General features: G+C 45.7%; 21 protein-coding genes. 20 read left to right on the forward strand and 1 reads right to left on the reverse strand.

Annotated elements, in window-relative coordinates:
* The first annotated feature begins 11 nt into the window (after positions 1-11).
* The 9 genes from AC1VYS_RS12565 (at position 12) to AC1VYS_RS12605 (ending at position 9,204) form a co-directional block, all read left to right on the forward strand.
* On the forward strand, positions 12-1,277 hold the full coding sequence (locus tag AC1VYS_RS12565; RefSeq protein WP_482914514.1) for a DegT/DnrJ/EryC1/StrS family aminotransferase: 1,266 nt from the start codon (positions 12-14) through the stop codon (positions 1,275-1,277).
* Positions 1,252-2,103 carry a GNAT family N-acetyltransferase gene (locus tag AC1VYS_RS12570; RefSeq protein ID WP_482934520.1) on the forward strand — a complete coding sequence of 284 codons (852 nt, stop codon included), beginning with the start codon at positions 1,252-1,254 and terminating at the stop codon, positions 2,101-2,103. Before AC1VYS_RS12565 ends, AC1VYS_RS12570 begins: the two co-directional genes overlap by 26 nt.
* A complete protein-coding gene (locus AC1VYS_RS12575; protein WP_482914516.1) occupies positions 2,100-3,425 on the forward strand; it encodes a DUF6271 family protein in 1,326 nt (441 codons plus the stop codon). The genes AC1VYS_RS12570 and AC1VYS_RS12575 overlap by 4 nt, the downstream gene beginning before the upstream one ends.
* 57 nt (positions 3,426-3,482) lie before the next feature.
* Positions 3,483-4,856, forward strand: coding sequence for a nucleotide sugar dehydrogenase (locus tag AC1VYS_RS12580; protein WP_482914517.1), 1,374 nt, complete (start codon positions 3,483-3,485; stop codon positions 4,854-4,856).
* A gap of 27 nt (positions 4,857-4,883) precedes the next feature.
* Positions 4,884-5,912: a glycosyltransferase family 2 protein gene (locus AC1VYS_RS12585; protein WP_482914518.1), complete on the forward strand. Its 1,029-nt coding sequence runs from the start codon at positions 4,884-4,886 to the stop codon at positions 5,910-5,912.
* Positions 5,913-5,964: 52 nt separating this feature from the next.
* Complete coding sequence (gene galU, locus AC1VYS_RS12590; RefSeq protein WP_482914519.1) at positions 5,965-6,846, forward strand: UTP--glucose-1-phosphate uridylyltransferase GalU; 882 nt, start codon at positions 5,965-5,967, stop codon at positions 6,844-6,846.
* 223 nt (positions 6,847-7,069) lie between these two features.
* Positions 7,070-7,837 carry a DeoR/GlpR family DNA-binding transcription regulator gene (locus AC1VYS_RS12595; RefSeq protein ID WP_482914978.1) on the forward strand — a complete coding sequence of 256 codons (768 nt, stop codon included), beginning with the start codon at positions 7,070-7,072 and terminating at the stop codon, positions 7,835-7,837.
* A gap of 252 nt (positions 7,838-8,089) precedes the next feature.
* A complete protein-coding gene (locus AC1VYS_RS12600) occupies positions 8,090-8,548 on the forward strand; it encodes an OsmC family protein (protein ID WP_482914520.1) in 459 nt (152 codons plus the stop codon).
* Positions 8,549-8,607: 59 nt separating this feature from the next.
* Complete coding sequence (locus AC1VYS_RS12605) at positions 8,608-9,204, forward strand: DUF2062 domain-containing protein (protein ID WP_482914521.1); 597 nt, start codon at positions 8,608-8,610, stop codon at positions 9,202-9,204.
* Here the strand turns inward: AC1VYS_RS12605 and AC1VYS_RS12610 are convergent.
* Positions 9,182-10,111: an AEC family transporter gene (locus AC1VYS_RS12610; RefSeq protein ID WP_482914522.1), complete on the reverse strand. Its 930-nt coding sequence runs from the start codon at positions 10,109-10,111 to the stop codon at positions 9,182-9,184. The two genes, AC1VYS_RS12605 and AC1VYS_RS12610, sit on opposite strands and share 23 nt — an antisense overlap.
* A 223-nt stretch (positions 10,112-10,334) precedes the next feature.
* Here AC1VYS_RS12610 and AC1VYS_RS12615 point away from each other — a divergent pair, with 223 nt between their 5' ends.
* From AC1VYS_RS12615 to AC1VYS_RS12665, 11 genes are all read left to right on the forward strand, one after another.
* The gene (locus AC1VYS_RS12615) at positions 10,335-11,417 is read left to right on the forward strand and encodes a lactonase family protein (protein ID WP_482914523.1); all 1,083 of its coding nucleotides are present in this window, start codon (positions 10,335-10,337) and stop codon (positions 11,415-11,417) included.
* Positions 11,418-12,071: 654 nt separating this feature from the next.
* Positions 12,072-12,704, forward strand: coding sequence for a 3-hexulose-6-phosphate synthase (gene hxlA, locus AC1VYS_RS12620; RefSeq protein WP_482914524.1), 633 nt, complete (start codon positions 12,072-12,074; stop codon positions 12,702-12,704).
* Positions 12,705-12,709: 5 nt separating this feature from the next.
* Positions 12,710-13,273: a 6-phospho-3-hexuloisomerase gene (hxlB, locus tag AC1VYS_RS12625; protein ID WP_482914525.1), complete on the forward strand. Its 564-nt coding sequence runs from the start codon at positions 12,710-12,712 to the stop codon at positions 13,271-13,273.
* Positions 13,274-13,494: 221 nt separating this feature from the next.
* Positions 13,495-13,854 (forward strand): winged helix-turn-helix transcriptional regulator, encoded by a 360-nt coding sequence (locus AC1VYS_RS12630; RefSeq protein WP_441923879.1) that lies wholly within the window; start codon positions 13,495-13,497, stop codon positions 13,852-13,854.
* 181 nt (positions 13,855-14,035) lie between these two features.
* Entirely contained in the window at positions 14,036-15,838 is a 1,803-nt protein-coding gene (gene pepF, locus AC1VYS_RS12635) for an oligoendopeptidase F (RefSeq protein WP_482914526.1), read from the forward strand.
* A 75-nt stretch (positions 15,839-15,913) separates the two neighbouring features.
* Positions 15,914-16,474, forward strand: a complete 561-nt coding sequence (locus AC1VYS_RS12640) for a DUF2500 domain-containing protein (RefSeq protein ID WP_482934521.1) — start codon at positions 15,914-15,916, stop codon at positions 16,472-16,474.
* Positions 16,475-16,780: 306 nt separating this feature from the next.
* Entirely contained in the window at positions 16,781-18,280 is a 1,500-nt protein-coding gene (locus tag AC1VYS_RS12645) for a rhamnulokinase (RefSeq protein WP_482914979.1), read from the forward strand.
* Between the two features lie 2 nt (positions 18,281-18,282).
* Positions 18,283-19,044 carry a DeoR/GlpR family DNA-binding transcription regulator gene (locus AC1VYS_RS12650; protein WP_482914528.1) on the forward strand — a complete coding sequence of 254 codons (762 nt, stop codon included), beginning with the start codon at positions 18,283-18,285 and terminating at the stop codon, positions 19,042-19,044.
* Positions 19,045-19,094: 50 nt separating this feature from the next.
* Entirely contained in the window at positions 19,095-19,823 is a 729-nt protein-coding gene (locus AC1VYS_RS12655) for a (Fe-S)-binding protein (protein ID WP_482914980.1), read from the forward strand.
* Positions 19,820-21,337, forward strand: a complete 1,518-nt coding sequence (locus tag AC1VYS_RS12660) for a LutB/LldF family L-lactate oxidation iron-sulfur protein (RefSeq protein WP_482914529.1) — start codon at positions 19,820-19,822, stop codon at positions 21,335-21,337. Before AC1VYS_RS12655 ends, AC1VYS_RS12660 begins: the two co-directional genes overlap by 4 nt.
* The gene (locus AC1VYS_RS12665; RefSeq protein WP_482914530.1) at positions 21,327-22,052 is read left to right on the forward strand and encodes a LutC/YkgG family protein; all 726 of its coding nucleotides are present in this window, start codon (positions 21,327-21,329) and stop codon (positions 22,050-22,052) included. Before AC1VYS_RS12660 ends, AC1VYS_RS12665 begins: the two co-directional genes overlap by 11 nt.
* Positions 22,053-22,252: the final 200 nt, after the last annotated feature.

The raw sequence follows: 22,252 nt of genomic DNA on the forward strand, positions 1-22,252 counted from the left end.
GAGGTATTGGAATGAATAGTGACTTCACACCTCCGAAGAACATCAAATATTTGTTATATCCTTCAGAGCATCGGTACGCATCATTATGTTATAGCGCTTTATCTAATCTGAAGCGGAATGACAAGCAAGTTTTCTCTGAGTTGCGTGATCATATCGCCAACGTTTTTGATATCCAAGACACTTCGCAGATTTACCTGTTCGACAGTGCTTCTTCCGCTATAACTGCCTTATTAACTACGCTAAAAAATGTTTACCAAATTCAAAATGTTTACGTGCCTTCTTACTCGTGTACAGAATTAGCCGATTCGGTAATCTCGGCTGGTCTCACGTTTGCCGTCTATGACATTACAGACGATTTCCGGCCGGAGCTTGAGTTCATACGTTCTTTAATTGGTGTGAAAAGAACAGCTCTGTTAATTCCTGCGTTGTTTGGTTCGCGCTCGATCGAACGAGAGCTTATGGATCTGCTTCTTCAATTGAAGATGCCTGTCATCTTTGACGAGGCACAGTCGTTTCCGATGCCTCCGCAATATTCCGGTACTACAGAAAAGAGTTTTTTTTCTGTCATCTCATTTGGGAAATCCAAACCACTATCTTCTATTGGCGGCGGGGCACTGATCGTTCATTCAGATGAGCTAAAGATTCTATTTACGCAATATGCTACGGATGAATTGCGTCATGATTCCTGTTTTTCGTATCTCGGTGCAGTTACTCGTCGTCGATTCAGCAAGTATAGCTGGGGGCGCAAGGTCCTGGGAATTAAATACCGTTATACCGATTTGGCGGCTTTGCATCATGCACAGCAGTTTCATAAGCGAGTACCGAAAAGCATCACCCTGCTTCAAGCAAGAATGGCTCTACTTCGTTTACATCGTTTTTTCAAAGATTTAAAACGCCAAAAGCATCATTTACCAAGTTTAATAGATGCTCTGGAGAAGACATTTGGACATGAAGTACTGCAATTTATTCTTACCCGTGATCAGCAATGCCTGCTTCCTATACGTGTGCCCAACCACAAAAGAAAAGAAATTGGAATGTATTTTGGGCGAAGAGGGGCACAAACGACTTTCTATTATTATCCGCTGCACAAAATAGCGAGGTACAGGCAGATCTTTCAACTTCACGATTGCTTCAACTCTGAACGTATTTCTAGTGAAATCTTGTTGTTGCCCATTCATACGGATACACCCCCGCGTCATATCAAAAAACTGGAAAGGTTCATTCGCCAATATGATGAATACTCAACAGATCATGAGTCCACGGACACCTTTCATTGAACCTGTTTTTGCGGCACTTGTCGAAAAATACCTTGATTTTGAGTTTGTCCCAGTGGAAATAGGTTGCAAGGGGCAAGACTATACCATTTCGCTATACAAAAATACCAGAACCTTGTCATATCAGATTGGAGCGGTAGGATATGGCGGGATTATCCCTTTTCCTGAAGATGTCCATACTTTTTTAGAGATTGTTCAACTCCTTTCGGAATCGTATGGCATCATCTCTTCAATTACACTCCCGCCGATGGGGGAGCATGTGCTCCGTTGGGACATGAGTGAATCCGGCTTCGATCGGCAAGTGATGGAAACGTATATTTTGGATTTTGCTGAATATAGGAAACATCAGGATATGCTTTTCAAAGGCAGTGTACGGACTGATATTCGGTTTGCTGAAAAGGCCGGCGTTTATGTGAAATCATATGAGTCCGAAGAAGAACTCCTGCAATTCTATGAGATCTACAAGTTAACGATGGAACGTGTTCAGGCAAGCTATTTAACGCCTTATGAACTTTTAAAGGAATTACTTCTTCACTCGCAGGAAGCTCGGCTTTATATTGCTCTGACGGATCAGAATCGTGTGATTGCCGGAAGTTTATTTCTACAAAACGAGGATAATTTGTTTTATTGGATCAATGCTTCAGACAAAAAATTCAGAAGCTTGCGAGCCAACTATCTTATTCTAAAAAAGGCAATTGATGATGCCTACGAAACGAAGTCTTATCTAAACTTTGGTTATTCTCACAACTCTAATATTGCCAAGTCGAAGCTCGGCTGGGGTTGTCATATTCAAAAATATATTCGTTTAACAAAGGAGCATGCCCAATGAAATCAGTCTATTTTATTCCCTCAAATCGTGATATCGAAAGATGCTTGACCAGTTATATTAAAGAGATTGATTTTGCGCAAAAGAAATATGGAATCCAAATTCCAATTGTTATTCCTGAGACGAATGACAAGGAATTTGTGGCACATAATGTCCAGGTTATCAATCAATTGCAACTCAAATATCCGGAGATTGAAATCATACATTTAACCACTGGAATGCAGGAAACTTATTTCGATTTATTGTTGGATGGTCAAGATCCCCAGTTCAAAAACGTATTTTTAGCACAGCATACAGACTACGGTAATTGTATGAATAAACTGTTTTTAATGACCTGCTCGCTTGGTGCAGATGCTCTGCATCGAAGAGATTCAGATACCCGACTGATTTTTGATGAGTTAGAAGCAGAAGAATTATATCCGATTGAGGTGGAGTTAGATTATCTAGGCAAATCAGTCTCTCAATGCAGCGATATAACGATAAATACGGATGAGGAGTCCATTGTGAACAGGGAAATCTGGGTGGTAGGGGGGAACTATTACGGTGAATGGAATTTAGATGTAAGAGATTTTGCTCGTGTTTCATTTGATCCGATCTATAAATTATATGAGTTGCTCGGTTTTCCCAAGGAGAGTGTCGTCGAGATTTGTAATACTGCTTTTCAGCTCGATCAGCCATTCACTCAAGAAGAGAAGAGGACGCTTGTTACTTCTGTGAATGATGGTTTAAACCCGGATTGCGGGAACGTGGCTGTGTACAAGCTTCATGAGAAGCTGCCTAACTTGCCTGGACGTAATACCGCAGCTGCAGATTACTTTGCTTTTGACACAGCGACAGCGCTTGGTATTCCGTCCGTTCATCACACAAGAGAAGTGTTCCATGAATACAAAAAAGATGATTTTCAGTTAGCAAACAAAATGAAATACTGGGAAGGCGTCTCTAAGTTTGCGGATTATTTTAATGCTTACATGAGTATCTATGATAGCGATCTCAATAAAACATTTGGATCTGATCGCAAAGAAGTGATCTCCAATGAAGTTGTACAAAGAATCCAATCTTATGTATCCCAATTCTCCAATCTTGGCATGGATGATCGCGTTGAACGTATAGACCGTATAGCTAATGAAGTGTTAATTCCTTTCGATGAAAACTACTCTCAGGTGGGGGCTTACATTATAGAACACTCCGAGCATCTTGTAAGGGAAGCGAATCAAGAATATGAATTTCATGTCAAGCTTATTGAAAATTGGGACAAGTTAATTCAGCGGGCCAAGGAAATCGATTTACGAAAAGTCATTAACCCCAATTCTGTTGTTAATAAATAACCTGTGATTTTTTCACTTATCAAACTAAATTCATGATTTTGTGAAAGGTGGTAAGACATGAATCTTGAGGGTAAAGTATTGAACTTGAAAGCGAAGATCACGGTCATTGGATTGGGCTATGTCGGATTGCCTTTGGCACTGAATCTGGCTGAGGTGGGTTATCAAGTAACAGGCATTGATTTGTCAGTGTCCAAAGTGAAGCAATTAAACAGAGGCGAATCTTACATTAATGATATTTCCAGTGAAACTTTAAAGAAAGTCAGTCAAACCGGCAAGTTTATGGCAAGTAATGAATTTTCATTCATCCAATATGCTGATGTCATCATAGCTTGTGTTCCTACTCCATTAAATGAATATAACGACCCTGACTTATCTTCGATTTATTCTGTGGTTGACTATTTAGAAACCTATATGAAAAAAGGAAGCTTAATCATTTTGGAAAGTACAACCTATCCCGGATGTACGGAGGAGATTATTCAGGCACGTCTTGAAGCAGTAGGACTACAGGTGGGAAAAGACTTCCATCTTTGTTTTTCTCCTGAACGGATCGATCCAAGCAATAAAGACTTCACACTGAATAATACACCTAAAATTGTTGGGGGAGTCACGCCGGAGTGCTCACACATTGCTTCTGAACTATATCAGAAAATATGTAAAGAAGTCATTACGGTCTCTTCACCTAAAGTAGCTGAATTCACAAAATTGCTAGAGAATACTTTTCGAAGTGTAAATATTGCTTTTATCAATGAGATTGCAATGATGAGTGAAAAGATGGGCATTGATGTGTGGGAAGTCATTCAGGCGGCTTCTACCAAACCGTTTGGTTTTATGCCCTTTTTCCCTGGACCCGGAATCGGGGGACATTGCATACCGTTAGATCCAATGTATTTGTCATGGAAAGCCAAGTACTATAAATTTTTTAGCAGATTTATTGAATTAGCGAACAGCATTAACAGCAGCATGCCGGATTACGTTGTAGGCAAGCTTCAGCAATTGCTTAATCAAAAGTCCCTTCCCATCAATAAAAGCAAAATTTTGGTGTTAGGTGTTGCATACAAACCAGAAGTCAATGATGATCGGGAATCTCCTGCGTTAGAGTTGATTCAGCTGCTCATGGACGAGGGGGCCAATGTTGATTTTTACGATCCTTACGTTGAATATATCCGGCTTAAAAAAGGTCAGACCTTGTTTTCAGTCGACTACGATGTCCATGCCTTTCAACAATATGAATGCTGCATTTTAATGACGGCGCACAAGTCTTTTGATTATGAAGAGTTGAAAGATTTACATGTTCCCATTTTTGATACACGGGATGCGTTTGCTTCATTTGACGACGCTCATATTTATAAACTTGGTGCAGGTATGTTTAATGTTACAAAGGATCGTGATCAAGAGAAAATACTTCAAACATTAAGTGTAGTTCAAGGCTAATATAACTAGATGAAAAGGGTGAACATTGTGGCTCAAGCAAGTGTCATCATGCCAACTTATAACAAAGCCGAATATTTAAAGTTAACGCTTGCTTCGTTTGCAAGTCAAAGCTGTAAAGACTTTGAAATTATTCTTATTGATGACGGTAGCTCGGACAGTACAAAACGTGTTGTTGATTATTATAAAAATCTGTTAAATATTCAATATTTGTATCAAGAAAATAAGGGCAGAGCCAGAGCAAGGAACATCGGATTACAGCTAGCTAAAGGAGACATTATCGTTTTTAATGACGATGATCGCATTGTTCCGCCAGATTTTATCGAAAGCCATATTAACCAGCTTCTCGAAGCGGATGATAGAACAATTGTAATAGGTTGGAAGAAAAATATGCTATCTATTCTTAAGGCGCAATTACCCTTTAGTGCACAGGACATGCTAATACTTGTTCGCCAAAATCCTGAATTTGCAGCTATGACAAAGGATATAAAGCCTGGAATGTCTGTTCCGTTAATAACAGAAGAACATTTGAACCCATATAACCGCGAGATGGTGGAGCGATATACGACAATGGATGGTTATGATAGCTTTCCTGAGTTTTTTGCCGAATATGGCGAAGAACTCAAAGACTTTCAACTCAAGTGGATTCTCGGTACAACGGCCAACATGTCGCTACGCCATTCTTTTCTTCGAGAGATTGGTATGTTTGATGAGCAATATGAAGGTTGGGGAATGGAAGACACAGACTTGTCCTATCGTCTCTATAAAGCAGGAGGCACCTTTCGGTTCTGTTCAGAGCTAGTCAATTTTCATCAGTTTCATCCCAGGGGGAATTCATTCCAAGTAGAGAAGGATTTCAAAAAGAATTCTTTATATTTTTGTCTAAAGCACAAGAGTTTGGAAGCGTACCTGTTTTACCGCTGGACTCATCAGGAGATTGAATTAAAGACGGCTGACAGCTTACTCAAACTGGCAAACAGGGATGATGCTGTCGCAGAAGAGTTAACCCATCTTTATGCAAAATTGTTTTCATCCAGCGGGGAAGTTGTATTGATATGAATAGCTAATTCTCTCGTGAATGAAAATACGTTAGAGAAGGGTGGTTCTAAATATGATAAGGAAAGCCATAATTCCTGCAGCGGGTCTGGGTACACGCTTTCTTCCGGCGACTAAAGCCCAGCCAAAAGAGATGCTTCCTATTGTAGATAAACCAACAATTCAATATATAGTAGAGGAAGCCATCGCCTCAGGCATTGAAGACATCATGATTGTAACAGGTAGAAATAAACGGGCAATTGAGGATCACTTTGATCGCTCAGTCGAATTAGAGATGGCTCTTCAGAATAAAGCGGATCTGCTTGAAGTTGTACTTGAAATTTCCAACATGGCAGATATTCATTATATACGTCAGAAGGAACCTCTTGGATTAGGACATGCCATTTTGTGCGCGAAAAAATTTGTTGGGAAAGAACCTTTTGCGGTACTGCTGGGAGATGACATTATTGATAGTGAAATTCCATGTTTGAAGCAGTTAATCCAAGTGTATGAAATTGAAAAAAAGTCGGTGGTAGGCGTACAACAAGTGGACTGGAGTGATACCCATAAATATGGGATCATCGAAGCACGTGCGCATAACATGAATCAAAGTGAAGTACTTGATTTGATTGAAAAGCCTAAGCATAGTGCTCCATCGAACATAGCTATCATGGGACGTTATGTTTTAGATCCGCAGATATTTACTTACTTAGAGAACACATTACCAGGAGCCAATGGTGAAATTCAATTGACTGATGCTTTGCGCGGAATCGCGCATAATCAAGGATTAATCGCTTTGCAGTTCCAAGGCGACCGATATGATGTAGGTGACAAGTTCGGTTTTCTGCAAGCGACAGTGGATTTTGCCTTGAAAAATAAAGATTTGCAAGGAAAATTCAGAGAGTATCTCATTGAGCTTAGTCGAAAATTTACAACTACATCTTCAAATAAAACTTGATACACACCTATGGGGTCAATTCGTATGTCGTTCATGTAACGTACATAGGGATTGACCCCATTTCACATCTCGAAGCTAAAATAAGCAATATTTGTACATAACTTAATAGGTTCGAATTGGGGATTTTCCAAATAGAAACAGGAGAAATTCTCCTTCCAACCGCTCTATGGTATGATGGGAAGATAAGTTTAAAGGGTATATTAACGGTTTGGAGTGGATGATGATGCTCGTTGCGGAACGATATGAAAAAATAGTGGAATGGGTGGATGCGCAGGGAAGCATGCGTGTTACCGAACTTAGTGAGCGCTGCGGGGTGACGGAGGAGACGATTCGCCGTGACCTGGACAAGCTGGAGCAGGCGGGCAGGCTAAGACGCTCACATGGCGGAGCGGTAAGTGTGAAATACAAGGATGAACTTCAATCCGAGATTCCTTATCCTGAGCGTGCTGTTGCACATGCAGATGAGAAACGCCGTATTGCTGGTGAAGCGGTGAAGATGGTGGAAGCGGGCGACCGGATTGCTCTGGATGCGAGTACGACAGCATGGTATATGGCAGCCGGACTACCGAATATCCCTCTTACGATATTAACCAACTCAATTAAGGTTGCAGCGGAGCTCAGCACGAAGGAACAGATTCGTGTTATTGCGACAGGTGGGCAGCTGGCTTCGAAATCCCTGTCTTTTGTCGGGCCGCTAGCAGAGCGTTCGCTGGATGCTTATCATGTGGACAAGGTGTTTTTGTCCTGCAAAGGCGTGCATCTGACCAAGGGCATCAGCGAGTCGAATGAATTACAAGCTTTGGTGAAGCAGAAGATGATTCAGATTGCGGACGAAGTAATTTTGCTTGCCGATTCGAGCAAGTTTAATATTCAGGCTTTTACAAGAGTGGCCGGCATGGAGAGTGTCGGGAAGGTGATTACCGATCAGGGTGTGCAGGACGAACATGTTGACGTTTTAAATGAGCTTCAAATTACGTGTATACGTGTGTAACAGCAATCAACGATTGTATTAACGATTATTAATTATATAAGCTAAATGATTCTTTTACACTTTAACGGAGAGGACAGAAAAAACCTAAAGAAGCGGAGCGTTCGCCTTTATCACCGGATTTTTCCCTTTTGAAAAAGGGAATCCAATAAAATCTGGGGATAACAGCGATCGGAAGGTTATTCTGTCATCGGAGTGGACTGTGTAAAATCTCAGTTACAACTTATATAAACGGTACAGAAAGGATCGATGGCAATGAAACATCCGTTTCACTTAAAAGCGGTTTGGAATGGCGGACGTAACAGTGAGGGCAAGATTGATGCAGGCGGTTTAAAAACAGTCATTTCCATCCCGCAGGAGATGGGCGGGCCTGGTACAGGAACCAATCCGGACGAGATGCTGCTAGGGGCAGCGGCAACCTGCTATCTGATCACCTTGGCCGCGATGCTGGAGCGTTCAGACATTACACCAGATGAGTTGACGCTTGAGTCGGAGGCAACGGTGGATGTGACAAACAACGTCTTTACGTATGAACGCATTGTGCACAGGCCGCGAATTGTACTTCCACAAGATGCATCCGAATCGGACTTGAGCAAAGCTGAGAAATTGGCACATAAGGCGGAGGCAGCCTGTATGATATCCCGCGCTGTAGCGGGTAATGTGGCGATGGAAACCTGTCCCGTGATTGTAACCACTGGAGCTGACGCAGTGTGATATAATGGATGGGTAGACGACATTATTCGTCATTTGTGCAAAATAAGGAGAAATTCAGGATGAAGAACCAGAAGCGCAAACCTAATCGAATGGCACGTTTGACTCGTGCGATGAAACTGAATTTTCTCAAACTTTTACGTGCTCCGGGCGGTGCCCACAAGGTATCTACCGGATTTGCCATAGGTTTTGGTCTTGAACTGATCGTAATTTCGACCGCGTCCCTGATTTATCTTGTGTTTTATCCGATTGTGCGCCTGGCTGGAGGTTCCATGCCAGCAGCCATTGTAGGTAATGTCGTAGGCAAGCTGACGTTCCTGCCGATTATTCTCATGCCACTGGCAAAACAGATTGGTTCATGGATTTTGCCAGCACATAGTATGGGGCAGGGACCTATGCATGAGAGTGCGTGGAGGGAACTGTTTCACGGAAACTGGTCGGCGGTAAGTGAATTGCTGCTTGGCGGTCTCGATATTTTGGCAGGCATGAGTGTACTCGGTTTAATCCTGGGATTCATTTCGTATTTTGTTGTGAAATATTTCTATGTCAGAGCCCTTCATCGGCGGCATGAACGCCGGCTGGAGAAGCGCCGCCAAGCGGCAAACGCCTCTGGTGGCGGCACAACGCCTGTGCTGATCAGGAAAACATCACAATCATAATCGGCAGGATGACCATGGATGCAGCGGTGGTCCACAGAATACAACGGGATACAAATTGTGGAGATGCGCCGAACTGTTCAGCCAAAATAACGGCGTTCACTGCGGTTGGCATGGATGCTAGGATGAGCAGCACAGGAAATAATGTCCCTTCGACTTGCAGTGCTTTCAGAATAAGCCAAGCCAAGAGAGGCGCTGCAGCAAGCCGCACGACAAGCCCTGCCCAGAATGCCTTACGGACATTAGACTGCCAAGGCGCCGTATCTCCCTTGGGTCTGAGCATCTGTGCGCCCAGGATCGCCAGAACAATGGGAGAGTAACCAGCAGCCATCATCGATATGCCTCCATCCAGTGCCTCAGGCAGATGTATGCTGGAGCCGCGGAGAATGATAGCGATCACAGCTGCATAGATGGTGGGCATGCGGAACACGGATAATATCGCGTTTTTTACCGTGAATTCGGATCTTGCGGCAAAGAAAATACCTACCGTATTAACAATAATCATCTGTCCAATAACATAAACCGAAGCCTTGTCCAGTCCAAATTGACCGAAGGCAAGCAGGACAAGCGGGAGCCCGTAATTCACACAGTTGGTAAATGTGGAGACGAGGGTTAGACCTGCTTTTTCCGGTGCACCCAGACCAAACATTCGGCTCAGCAACTCGGCAAGGGCCCAGAGGGCAACCAGGTTGAGGATGGAGAACCAAAAGGTGCTTGTAACATCGGTCCAGGTAATCTCTGCATGAAGCAGGGTATGGAAGATGAGCGCAGGGCTTAAAATATAGAGTGAAAATGTTGATAGTGGCCGAGTATCCCAATCTCTGAAGTGTTTTAACAACACTCCGCCAATCACTGGCAGGGATATAGGCAGAAATACATGGTAGAGTGTAATGAAAAACGAGGTAAACAATCTGTTCAGTCCTTTCTGGATGAAAAACCTATCTTATCATAGCAGGAAATGCTCGACAGTTGAATGTACAAGGGCATCATATTTCTACGAATAAGCATCGCATTGCGTTCATTATGCGGGGGCTCCTGTGGAGCGAGCAGGGATCGGATTGCTATTTTGATATGGCAGATTTATTATAGAAGAGGTGCAACAAGATTACATACACATAGAGGAGGAAACTGTAATGAGTGAATCAAAACGCTTGCTCGTGCTAGTCGGCTCTTATGCCGAAGCGGAAAATGAGGGCATTTACGCATACGAATTAAATGAGGATACAGGTAGTCTGGCGAAGCTGGACGGCATTGCGGGTGTGAAAAACCCGACGTTTGTAAACGTGGATGCGGAAGCAAACAAGCTTTATGCCATTGGTGAAACGGCATCTGCCGAAGGCAATAAAATGTCGGAAGCAGTGGCACTGAGTCTAGATCCTTCCACAGGTAAATTGACGTTGTTGAATCGTAAGGACTCCATCTCTGCTCCGCCATGTCATATCCAACGTGATCCTTCCAGTAAATATTTGATCTTGTCCAGCTATCACGGTGGATTGGTGGGTCTTCAGGCACTCACAGACAATGGTGAGGTTGGAGCCCTTCTGGACGAGAAGAAACATGAGGGGCATGGCGCGCACCATGAACGTCAAGACAAGCCACATGTGCACTCCGCATTCTTCAGCCCTGACGGAAAATATATGATGGTACAGGATCTTGGAGCGGATAAAATTGCGATCTACTCCATTAACGCTGGTACAAACGAACTGGTACTTCACAGTGAAACCAAAACTCATCCGGGCGCAGGACCACGCCACTTGGCGTTCCATCCGAATGGTCAGTTTGCATATGTGATCAATGAAGTCGATTCGTCGATTACATCTTACAAGTATGATGCAACTGCAGGTACACTGACTGAAATCTCCAATATTTCAACGCTTCCTGACGGCTATGACGGCGCTGAGAATACAACTGCTGAGATTACGGTTTCGAACGATGGCCGTTTTGTGTATGGTTCCAACCGTGGACATGACAGCATCGTCGTATTTGCGGTAGATGCTGACAAAGGTCATCTGAGCCTGGTAGAACATGTCTCCGCAGAAGGACAGCACCCGCGTCATTTCGCTTTGACACCGAACGGTAAAATGTTGATTGCAGCTAACCGTGATACCAACAACATGGTTACTTTTACGGTAGATCAGGAGAGCGGTCGCCTGAAATACACAGGTCACAGCACAGGTGTATCCAAGCCGGTATGTGTGAAACCTGTATATCTGTAATAGGTTGATATAAAAGAAGAGATCAACATACAGCTTACGCTGGTACGAAGATCTAGATGGCCCTGCCTGGGAAGGTGGGGTTTTTCTGTTTTCTAAAACAAAGAAAGGGCTGCTGAATTGAACTTACGGATTGATCGTACAAGAGGTATAGGTTGATAACGATGAGTAGAACCTAGATGGGGGAGCGACGTAAGATGGATGTTTCTTCGGAATAAAGTTCGTATAACAACGAAATAAATTCAATAGTTTCCTCGAAGTAACTACCTCACTTGAAAGTGCGTACTTCCTGAATAGATAGTCAGGCTCTACAATGAACTAGCAACCACCATTACGAGATGCTGGCCTCAGCAACGGATCATTGGCGGTAAAAATAAACATTTGGATCTATATAAGTTGAACTATTTTTTACACGTTAACGGAGAGGACAGAAAAAACCTGGAAAAGCGAAGCGTTCGCCTAAAAGCTTTCTGCAAGAAAGCTGCATCGGAAGCATACGCTTATCACCGGATTTTTCCCTTTGGAAAAGAGAATCAAAAAAATCTGGGGATAACAGCGATTGGAATGTTCTTCTGTCATCGGAGTGGATTGTGTAAATCTTTATTTCAACTTATACAGCATCATTAATCAACTTCAATTACAAAGGAGACATAAAACATGAAATTACAACTCGCACTTGATTTGGTTAACATTCCGGAAGGTATCGCACTGGTTAAAGAGGTGGAGTCATACATTGATATCGTTGAGATCGGTACACCGATTATTATTAATGAAGGCTTGCATGCCGTAAAAGCAATGAAGGAAGCCTACCCTAACCTGCAAGTCCTTGCGGACCTGAAAATTATGGACGCTGGCGGATATGAAATCATGAAAGCAGCTGAAGCGGGCGCAGACTTGATTACCGTTCTGGGTGCAAGTAACGACATGACGATCAAAGGCGCTGTAGAAGAAGCGAAAAAACAAAACAAAGAAGTACTCGTGGACATGATCAACGTGCCTAACCTGGAACAACGTGCACGTGAAGTGGACGCTCTGGGTGTAGACTACATCTGTGTTCACACGGGTTATGACCTGCAAGCGGTTGGTCAAAGCCCGTTCGAAGACCTGCAAACGATCAAAGGTGCTGTGAAAAATGCGAAAACTGCCGTTGCTGGCGGTATCAAGCTGGACACATTGCCAGAAGTAATCAAAGCACAACCTGACCTGGTCATTGTTGGTGGCGGAATCACAGGACAAGCAGATAAAGCGGCTGTGGCATCTGAAATGCAGCGCCTTGTAAAACAAGGGTAAGGCTTATGAGCAGCAGACAATACGCCGCAGAAATCCTGAAGGAATTGGAACGTACGTTAAGTCAGATTGACGATGCCGAGATGCAGGAGATGGCGGAACAACTACTGGCTGCGGAGCACATTTTTGTAGCCGGGGCAGGTCGTTCGGGTCTGATGGGAAAAGCTTTTGCGATGCGATTGATGCAGATGGGACTTGCCGTTTACGTGGTGGGTGAGACCGTGACACCAGGGATTAGCTCAGCGGATTTCCTGCTGTTATGTTCGGGCTCTGGAGAGACGGGCGGTCTGGCCGCGATGGCACGGAAAGCGAATCAAGCGGGCGCTCCTGTAGGCTTAATCACAATTAAGCCGGAGTCCACGATTGCACAGATGGCCCAAGCAGTTGTGCGGCTGACAGCCTCAGCGAAAGAGGATACAGCAGGAGCTGGAGCAGATGTTACCATCCAGCCCATGGGCTCCTTGTTTGAACAAAGCTTATTGTTAAGCATGGATGCCTTGATCCTCACCATGATGGAGATGAAAGGCATGACGGGTGCAGATATGTTCAGTCGTCACGCAAATCTGGAGTAGTTCGATTGAAAAGCACGTGCGTTTAATATAGCTAAAAAATGAAATAGACCGGAGTCCTGTGCTGTTGCATGGATTTCGGTCTTTTCTGCAGGCAAGATTAACGAGCTTTGCATTCTGCCCATGCTGTAGTAGAATGAGGCATTAGGGTTGGATCACACACAAGTTGCCCAATGTGGAAGCAGGCTTTATATACAGATGAACTATAAAGGGGGCTTGGAGCCATGGCGTCCGAAGTCAAGGAACGTATTAATCTAAAAGAAATCAACTGTGAAAAGGAATTAACGCTGGCGGTAATCGGGGGCAAATGGAAACTGATTATACTGTGGCATCTGGGTCTGGAGGGAACGAAACGTTTCAGTGAGTTGAAACGCCTGATCCCCCATATTACGCAAAAGATGCTGACAAATCAGCTACGAGAGCTGGAGGAAGACAAACTCGTCGAGCGTAAGGTGTACGCCGAGGTTCCGCCCCGAGTGGAATACTCGCTTACAGACCATGGTCAGAGTTTAATGCCAGTACTGCATGCCATGTACAACTGGGGTAAAAACTATGGTGAAAATGTCATCTGGAAAGCTGACTAAATGCTGTCTAAGCCGTCAAGTAAACGGGACACTTCCGGAGCTTGACGTTTTTTAATTTTCCAGCCGGATTGATTTCTCCAGATTTAAACCAAAAGTCTCATAATCAGTAGATGTCATGTATGGATTGGCGGATTATGTTACGATGAGAGATATTGGAAATGCAAGGAGGATGACAATCAAGATGGAAAAAATACGTACACGCGCTGATGTTGTGGTGGAAGCGACCTGGGATCTGAGCGATCTGTTTACAACCGATACGGAATGGGAACAGGAGCTTCTATCCCTGCCGGGTGCCGCTGCTGATATCGAAAATTTCAAAGGTACACTGGGGCAAAGTGCTCAGCAATTACTCGCTTGCCTGGATGCCCGTGAAACTTTACAGGAACGAATCGGCAAGGCCGCTGCTTATGCGCGTCTAAAACAGTCTGAGGACAGCACAAACCCGGTGAATATTGAGAATGCTGCTAAAGCTGGTGATATTCTGTCCAACCTGTCGTCCAGCCTGTCATTTGTCAACTCCGAGATTGTTTCCTTGCCGGAAGGCATGATTGAGCAGTATTTGAGTGAGCTTCCGGGTCTGGCACCGTACAAGCGTAGTGTGGCAAGGCTGATGGAGGAAAAAGCTCACCGGCTTTCGCCTGAAACCGAGAAAGTGCTTGCTTCACTCGGCGAGGTGCTGGATTCGCCCTATCGAATTTATCAGCGCGGCAAGCTGGCAGATATGTCTTTTGATGAAGCGCTGGATGGGGAGGATCAATCCCGTCCTTTATCATGGTCTTTTTACGAAAATAATTACGAGATGTCACCTGATACCGAGCTGCGCCGCTCCGCGTACGCCTCCTTTAACGCAACGTTGAATCAATACAAAAACACGTTTGCTGAAGGATACGCTACCGAGGTGAAGAAACAGGTGGTGTTATCCCGTCTGCGCGGATATGAAGATGTGACGGACATGCTACTGGCTCCGCAGCAAGTGAGCAAGGAGATGTACAATAACGTTCTGGATATTATTCAAAAGGAACTTGCTCCGCATATGCGCAGACTGGCAGCGCTCAAAAAACGTGAGCTTGGACTCGATAAACTGATGTTTTGTGATCTTAAGGCTCCGCTTGATCCAGAATTCAGTCCAGCGATTACATATGAGGAAGCCTGCACGCTGATTCGTGAGGCACTGGATGTACTTGGGCCGGAGTATGGGGAGATTGTTGAACGCGCCTTTAATGACCGCTGGGTTGATTATGCGGACAATGCAGGTAAATCCACGGGGGCGTTCTGTTCCTCCATCTATGGGGCGCACTCTTACATCTTAATCTCATGGGCGAATAACATGCGCGGAGCGTTTACACTGGCGCATGAAGTGGGGCATGCAGGCCACTTTATGCTGGCTGGCAAGTATCAACGGCTTACGAATACACGGCCGTCTCTTTATTTTATAGAAGCACCTTCTACAATGAACGAAATGTTATTAGCAGATCATCTGCTGAACCGTTCTGAAAATCCGAGAATGCGGCGTTGGGTCATTTTGCAATTGCTTAACACGTATTATCACAACTTCGTTACTCATCTGCTGGAGGGAGAATTACAGCGCAGGGTATATACGCTCGCAACGAATGACAAGCCAATCACGGCAAAGACGTTAAGTGAACTGAAAGGTGCGATTCTTTCGGAGTTCTGGGGGCCTGAGCTGGTGGTGGACGAAGGTGCCAAGCTGACGTGGATGAGACAGCCTCATTATTATATGGGCTTATATCCGTACACGTATGCAGCAGGTTTAACAGCGTCAACAGCAGCCGCGCAGAAGATCAGAGAGGAAGGACAGCCTGCAGTGGACCGCTGGCTTGAAGCACTAAAATCCGGGGGAAGTCTCACGCCGCAGGAACTGATGAAGCTTGCAGGTGTAGACATGTCCGGACCTGAACCGATCCGTACGGCAGTTGCTTATGTCGGCAGTCTTGTTGACGAACTTGAACGTCTGTATTCCTGATCCGGCTCATATAGTATATGGACAAGGCAGAAGGGTTGTTTGCCAATGTAACACGCTGCGAACGGGAAAAGGAACATGGGTTATTTTGCGTGGGGAAAGGAACGATGTGTTATGGCGGTTACGGGCATATTCTCGTCAGTGGGCCAGTTGAGTGTAGATGGCTTCGGGGGATTCGATGATATGAGCGGCGTGCCGGGATTTGAAGGCAATCAGAGCGGTTTTTTTTCTGGGCTCCATGAGCTTGGAGTGATGGGTACGATTGTGCCTATTGTGATCGGTATCGGGTTTCTCGTTGTGGCGGGCGTCATCGTATATGCGATCTTCTCAGGTGTGCGGACCTGGTCTTCGAACAATGCTTCAGCTGTACTGACCTTACATTCCAGAGTTGTGACGAAAAGAACCGAGGTTCGTGGTGGAAGTGGGGACAGCAGTGCGAGAACGAGTTATTACGTAACCTTTGAGTTTGACAATGGGGAACGTCTGGAGTTAAATGTTGGCGGTCAAATGTACGGTATGCTGGTGGAGCAGGATCGAGGCATGTTAACCTATCAGGGTACACGCTTCAAACATTTTGAACGTGATATCCAACCTCAATCAGGACAATCTGGCACCAAGAATGAACCTTTTTATATGTGAAAATGAAGCAGCGACTCCTCCCGAAAGGGAGTGAGTCGTTTTTGTTATGGGATGGAAATAGCGAATTCATGGGTATTCAAACGCTTACAATGATGGTATACTCGTTAAATAAAACAAAACAATATTAAACAAAAACAAACAAAGAGATATTCGGGCGAGAAGTAAAGATGAAATCGCTACAGAAGGAAAAGGGTTAAGTGAAGATTAAGGTATAAGTCATGGTGGTTGTTCAGTGTGATTTGACTTCAGGCTTCAAGATAGATGTGAAGGTTGGAAGACGATGATTTGCCGAAAGGTGGGAAAGCAGTGAGTGTGCTGGCTTATGATTTGGGTGCGGGAAGCGGCAGAGCTATACTGGGGCAGCTGAATGATCGAGGGATCGAAACCCGGGAAATTCATCGCTTCAAAAATGAACCTGTAAAAGTAGGAGAACGGATGCACTGGGATATATTGCGGCTGCATCATGAAGTGCTTCAAGGGTTGACGCTTGTAAAACAACAAGGTGAAGTTCCGGAGAGTCTGGGGATTGACTCCTGGGGCGTGGATTTTGGTTTGCTCGGCAGCAACGGTGAACTACTTGGTAATCCCTATCATTATCGTGACACACAATTTAACGGTGTAATGGATAGGGTCTGTCAGGAGTTAACGGCAAAGCGAATTTTTGAACGTACAGGGATTCAGTTTCTGCCGTTTAATACATTGTATCAGCTTGCAGCACTTAAGCGAGGTGATTCTCCATTATTGCGTGAAGGGGAGCGTTTTCTAATGATCCCTGATTTATTAAGGTATTTTCTCACTGGGGAAGCGGTGAATGAGTTCACCAATGCCACAACAACACAGTTATATAATCCTCTGCTTGGACAATGGGACCGTGAACTTCTCACCCATATTGGTGTTTCTGACCAATATTTCGGAGATGTAGTTTTGCCCGGGACCCCTGTTGGACAGCTACGTAGCAGCATACGCGATGATATCGGCCTTGGGTCTATTCCCGTTCTGGCTGTAGCGGAGCATGATACCGGATCGGCGGTGGTGGCCGTTCCAGCGACGGAACGAAGCTTTGTTTATCTAAGCTGCGGAACATGGTCTCTGATGGGAACCGAGCTTGATGAACCAGTGATCAGTGCCGAGAGTCTGGCGTTGAACTTTACGAATGAGGGTGGAGCAGGCGGCACATATCGACTCCTCAAAAACATTATGGGGCTCTGGATTTTGCAAGACTGCATGCGACAGTGGGAGCGCGAAGGGCAAGCAATCAGTTATGCATCATTACTGGCGAAGGCAGAGGCGGCTCCGGCGTTTGCCAGCCTTTTTGATCCGGATGATGAGTTGTTTCTGCCCGCTGGCAATATGACAGAACGCATTCGTCAATATTGCCAGAAGACAGGACAGCGTGCTCCAGAGGATCAGGGCAGTATAGCCAGAGCCATCCTGGAAAGTCTTGCTTTGAAATACCGCAGGGTTCTGCAGTGGACGGAGCAGCTGTCAGACCAGTCATTCAGCGGATTGCATATGGTGGGTGGTGGCATTCAGAATGAACTGTTATGCCAGTGGACAGCGAACTCCCTCGGCAAGCCCGTATGGGCAGGCCCGGCGGAAGGAAGTGCCATCGGGAATATGGCTGTGCAATGGATCGCAAGCGGAGCGTTTAAGGATATTTGGGAAGCACGCCGCGTTATTCGAGACTCATTTCCTGTAAAGGTATATGAGCCGGAGGATAACCGGTCGGCATGGGAAGAAGCATATGAGCGGTTTTTACGAATAAATGCTATATCACCAGAGACAGAAACCGGGAGTGAGGTGTAGACATGCTCGCGGCGGAAAGATATGACCGGATTGTGGAGTTAGTGAATATCAAGGGCAGCATGCGAGTATCCGAGCTGAGTGAGCGCTGCCGTGTAACCGAAGAGACCATTCGCCGTGATCTGGATCGGTTGGAACAGGCCGGCAGGTTGCGCAGATCACACGGCGGAGCGGTCAGCGTGAAGGAGGATCAGCCGGAGATTCCTTACCGGATTCGGGAAACAACTCACATGTCCGAGAAAAAACGAATTGCCGATGCGGCTTTGGCATTGATTAAAGCCGGGGATCGCATTTTGCTAGATGCCAGTACAACAGCAGGTTATATGGCAGCCAATATGCCGGATATGCCACTAACCGTGTTAACCAACTCGATTCAAGTCGCCACGGAATTAAGCAGTCGGGACAACATTGAAGTGATCTCCACCGGAGGACAGTTGGCATCTCGTTCCTTATCCTTCGTTGGACCACTCGCAGAGCGTTCGCTCGAAACCTATCATGTTGACAAACTGTTTCTATCTTGCAAGGGTGTACACCTCGAAAGTGGTAGTATCAGTGAATCCAATGAGCTTCAATCCAGATTGAAGCAAACGATGGTAGGGATCGCAGATCAGGTGATTCTGCTAGCTGATGCGAGCAAGTTTGGGATTCGGGCTTTCGCTCGTGTGACGGGGTTGAACGCTGTGCACACCATTATTACCGATGAACCTTTGAATGAAGAGCAGACTTCTCTGTGCAGAGCGTATGATGTACAGGTTCGCACCGTATAACGATAACGGAGTGTTCACTCGAAATAAATTATTAATTGGAGCGTGTAATGATGAAAGTCTCCTTGTTTATAACCTGCCTAAGTGATGCCATCTATCCCCGAGTGGGAGAAGCGATGGTTCGATTGCTCGCTGCTCACGGCGTTCGGCTGGAGTTTCCACAGGTGCAGACGTGTTGTGGTCAGCCCTCGTATAACAGTGGCTACTGGGATGAAACCCGTGTTGCTGCCAAAACCATATTAGAAGCGTTTGATGACAGCGACTTTGTCGTGTGTCCATCAGGTTCATGTACCTATATGATTCATCATTACCCCGAGCTATTTGCAGATGAGCCGGAATGGCTGGAAAAAGCAAAGCGGCTGGAAGCCAAGGCTTACGAGTTCACGCAATTTCTCGTACAGGTGCTGGGTGTAACGGATGTCGGCGCACATTTCCCGCATAAGGTAACGTACCATCCTTCCTGTCACGGCAGCCGTCTGCTTGGGGTGAAGGATGAACCGCTGGCTTTACTTTCCAATGTAAAGGGACTTGAACTGGTCCCACTGCCTCATGCAGAAGATTGCTGCGGGTTTGGAGGTACATTTGCGATCAAAATGTCGGATATTTCAGGAGCGATTGTGACGGAGAAGGTGGATCATGTCAAAGAAACACAAGCCGAAGTTCTTGTTGGACTAGACATGGCTTGTCTGATGAATATTGCGGGCAACCTTCGGTACAGAAACGAGCCTGTACGCGTGATGCATCTGGCTGAACTGTTATATGAGGGGGTGCAGACCGGATGAGCCAACCGGGTGTTATGAATGAAACGGTCAAATCCCGCGCGGGTTTGGCACTGAATGATGATTTTCTTCGCAAGGCCGTGAAGTTTACGACAGAACGTTTGCGTAATGGCAAGAAGGCAGCCTCGGAAGAGCATGGTAACTGGGAAGAATGGCGGGAGCGTGGACGTCAGATCCGTCTGCATACGATTGCGTATCTCGATTATTACTTAAATGAGTTCGTGAACAATGCCCGTGCGAACGGTGTGCATATCCATTTTGCAGATACTTCTGCGGAAGCGGCGTCAATTGCACTGGACATTGCGGTTCATAAGCAAGCCACAAGTGTGGTGAAGTCCAAATCCATGGTGTCGGAAGAAGTGCATCTGAACCATGTGCTGGAAACGGCAGGCATTGAAGCCATTGAAACCGATCTTGGCGAATACATCATACAGCTTGCGGGGGAAGCTCCCTCCCATATCGTCATTCCGGCGATTCACAAAAACAGATACCAAATTGCCGAGCTGCTGTCCAAGGAAGCTGGAGAAGTGTTGGAGCCGGATACGACAGTACTGGCCGGATTTGTCCGCAAGAAGCTGCGTGAAAAATTTCTGGAGGCCGACATTGGTTTGACGGGCTGCAATTTCGCGATTGCCGAGACAGGCTCGATGGTGTTATTTGAAAATGAAGGCAACGCTCGTATGGTATCTACCGTCCCGAAAACACAGATTACACTGATGGGTATGGAACGCATCATACCATCTTGGGAAGACCTGGAGGTTATGGCCACCTTGCTGCCGCGCTCGGCCACTGGGCAGAAGCTCACGATGTACATGTCGGGAATTACAGGCCCACGCCGCTCGGCAGATGCAGATGGCCCGGATGAAATGCATATTATTATCGTGGACAATGGCCGATCTCTGCAACTTGGTGATCCCGAGTTCCAGGAACTGCTGAACTGTATTCGCTGCGGAGCATGTCTTAATGCCTGTCCCGTGTACAGGCACATTGGCGGTCATGCTTATGGCGGAACCTACAGTGGCCCGATTGGAGCCGTGCTGACTCCCTCTTTAAACGGTAACATTGAGGAGTGGAACGATATTGCAAGTGCTTCGAGTCTGTGCGGGGCTTGTTATGAAGCTTGTCCCGTCAAGATTCCATTGCATGACATGCTCGTTTATTTACGCAGACGTAAAGTTGAAAACGGCCATGGAGATAAGCTGGAGAGCATGGGAATGAGAGGATTTGCAGCTGTTGTGGCGAATTCCAAACGTTTTGCTGTCGCTATTCGGCTTGGGCAGATTGGACAGAAGGCGGTTGTTCGTAATGATGGAATTTCGTTAAAGCTGGGACCGCTTAAAGGTTGGAATTCGTACAGAGTGGCTCCCAGTCTAGCGAAAAAATCTTTCCGGCAGCAATGGGACAATCTGGAGCAAGAGTTGGACCAGCAGCATAATGCTATGGATTCATCTGTCCATGAGCGTATGCAACAGATTATTCGCGATCGCGGGGAAGGAGGCTTGAAGCATGGGAAGTGAACATCAGCAGTGGCTTGCAGCTATGGAGGAAAAGTCACGCGATAGACAGGAGAAGTTCATGAACGATATCGCCGCCAAGTTAAAAAGGCCTAGACAGCGCCATGCTCCAGTCCATGCTTTTCGAGGTGCACCGGACTTCTGGAATGAGCTGGAATGGGATGAGGAGCAGCGAATTCAGGCGTTTACGGATAACTTTGTCAGTGTCGGTGCTCATATCGTCCGAATTCAGAATATGGAAGAAGCCACAGCATTTATTACCAATAAAGCTCATGAATTAAGCGCGAAATACCTGATTCGCCAGAATGAACAGGTGCTTACCGATCTTGGGCTGGAGGAACAGCTTCCGGATGTACAAGTTTCCGTGTGGAACATTGCCCCGGATGTAGATTGGAAAGCCCGGGCGGCCGAAGCGGATATCGGTGTCGTGATGGCGGATTATGCGACGGCATACACAGGCTCTGTGACTGTGCTTTCCTCCCCGGAGAAGGGAAGATCAGTCAGCCTTCTGCCGACCGTGCTGATCTTGCTTATTCCGGTTGAACGGCTTCATACAAGGCTTGGAGAGACACTGAATCGCTTCGACGAAGCAGGACGCGCGCAGCTACCGGCAGGTATTCATTTTATTTCGGGTCCCAGCCGTTCCTCTGATATTGAGAATGATTTGACGATCGGGGTTCATGGCCCAGGCATTGTGTATGGCTTAATTATCGGTTAACCCGTTGAACTCTTGCCCGTCTGAAACGGGTGAGCAATTGTGAATATAAAACTGTCCTAATGGTGAAATGTTCAGCCGAGGGCAGTTTTTGTTTTATTAGAGGAGTGAGGATCCCAGGAGGATAAGCTAAAACTTTAGGACAGTTGAAGAATGGAACTGGAAATGATATGGTAAAGGTAGACATAGAGAATTGCCCATTT

The organism is Paenibacillus sp. G34, from assembly GCF_056856875.1.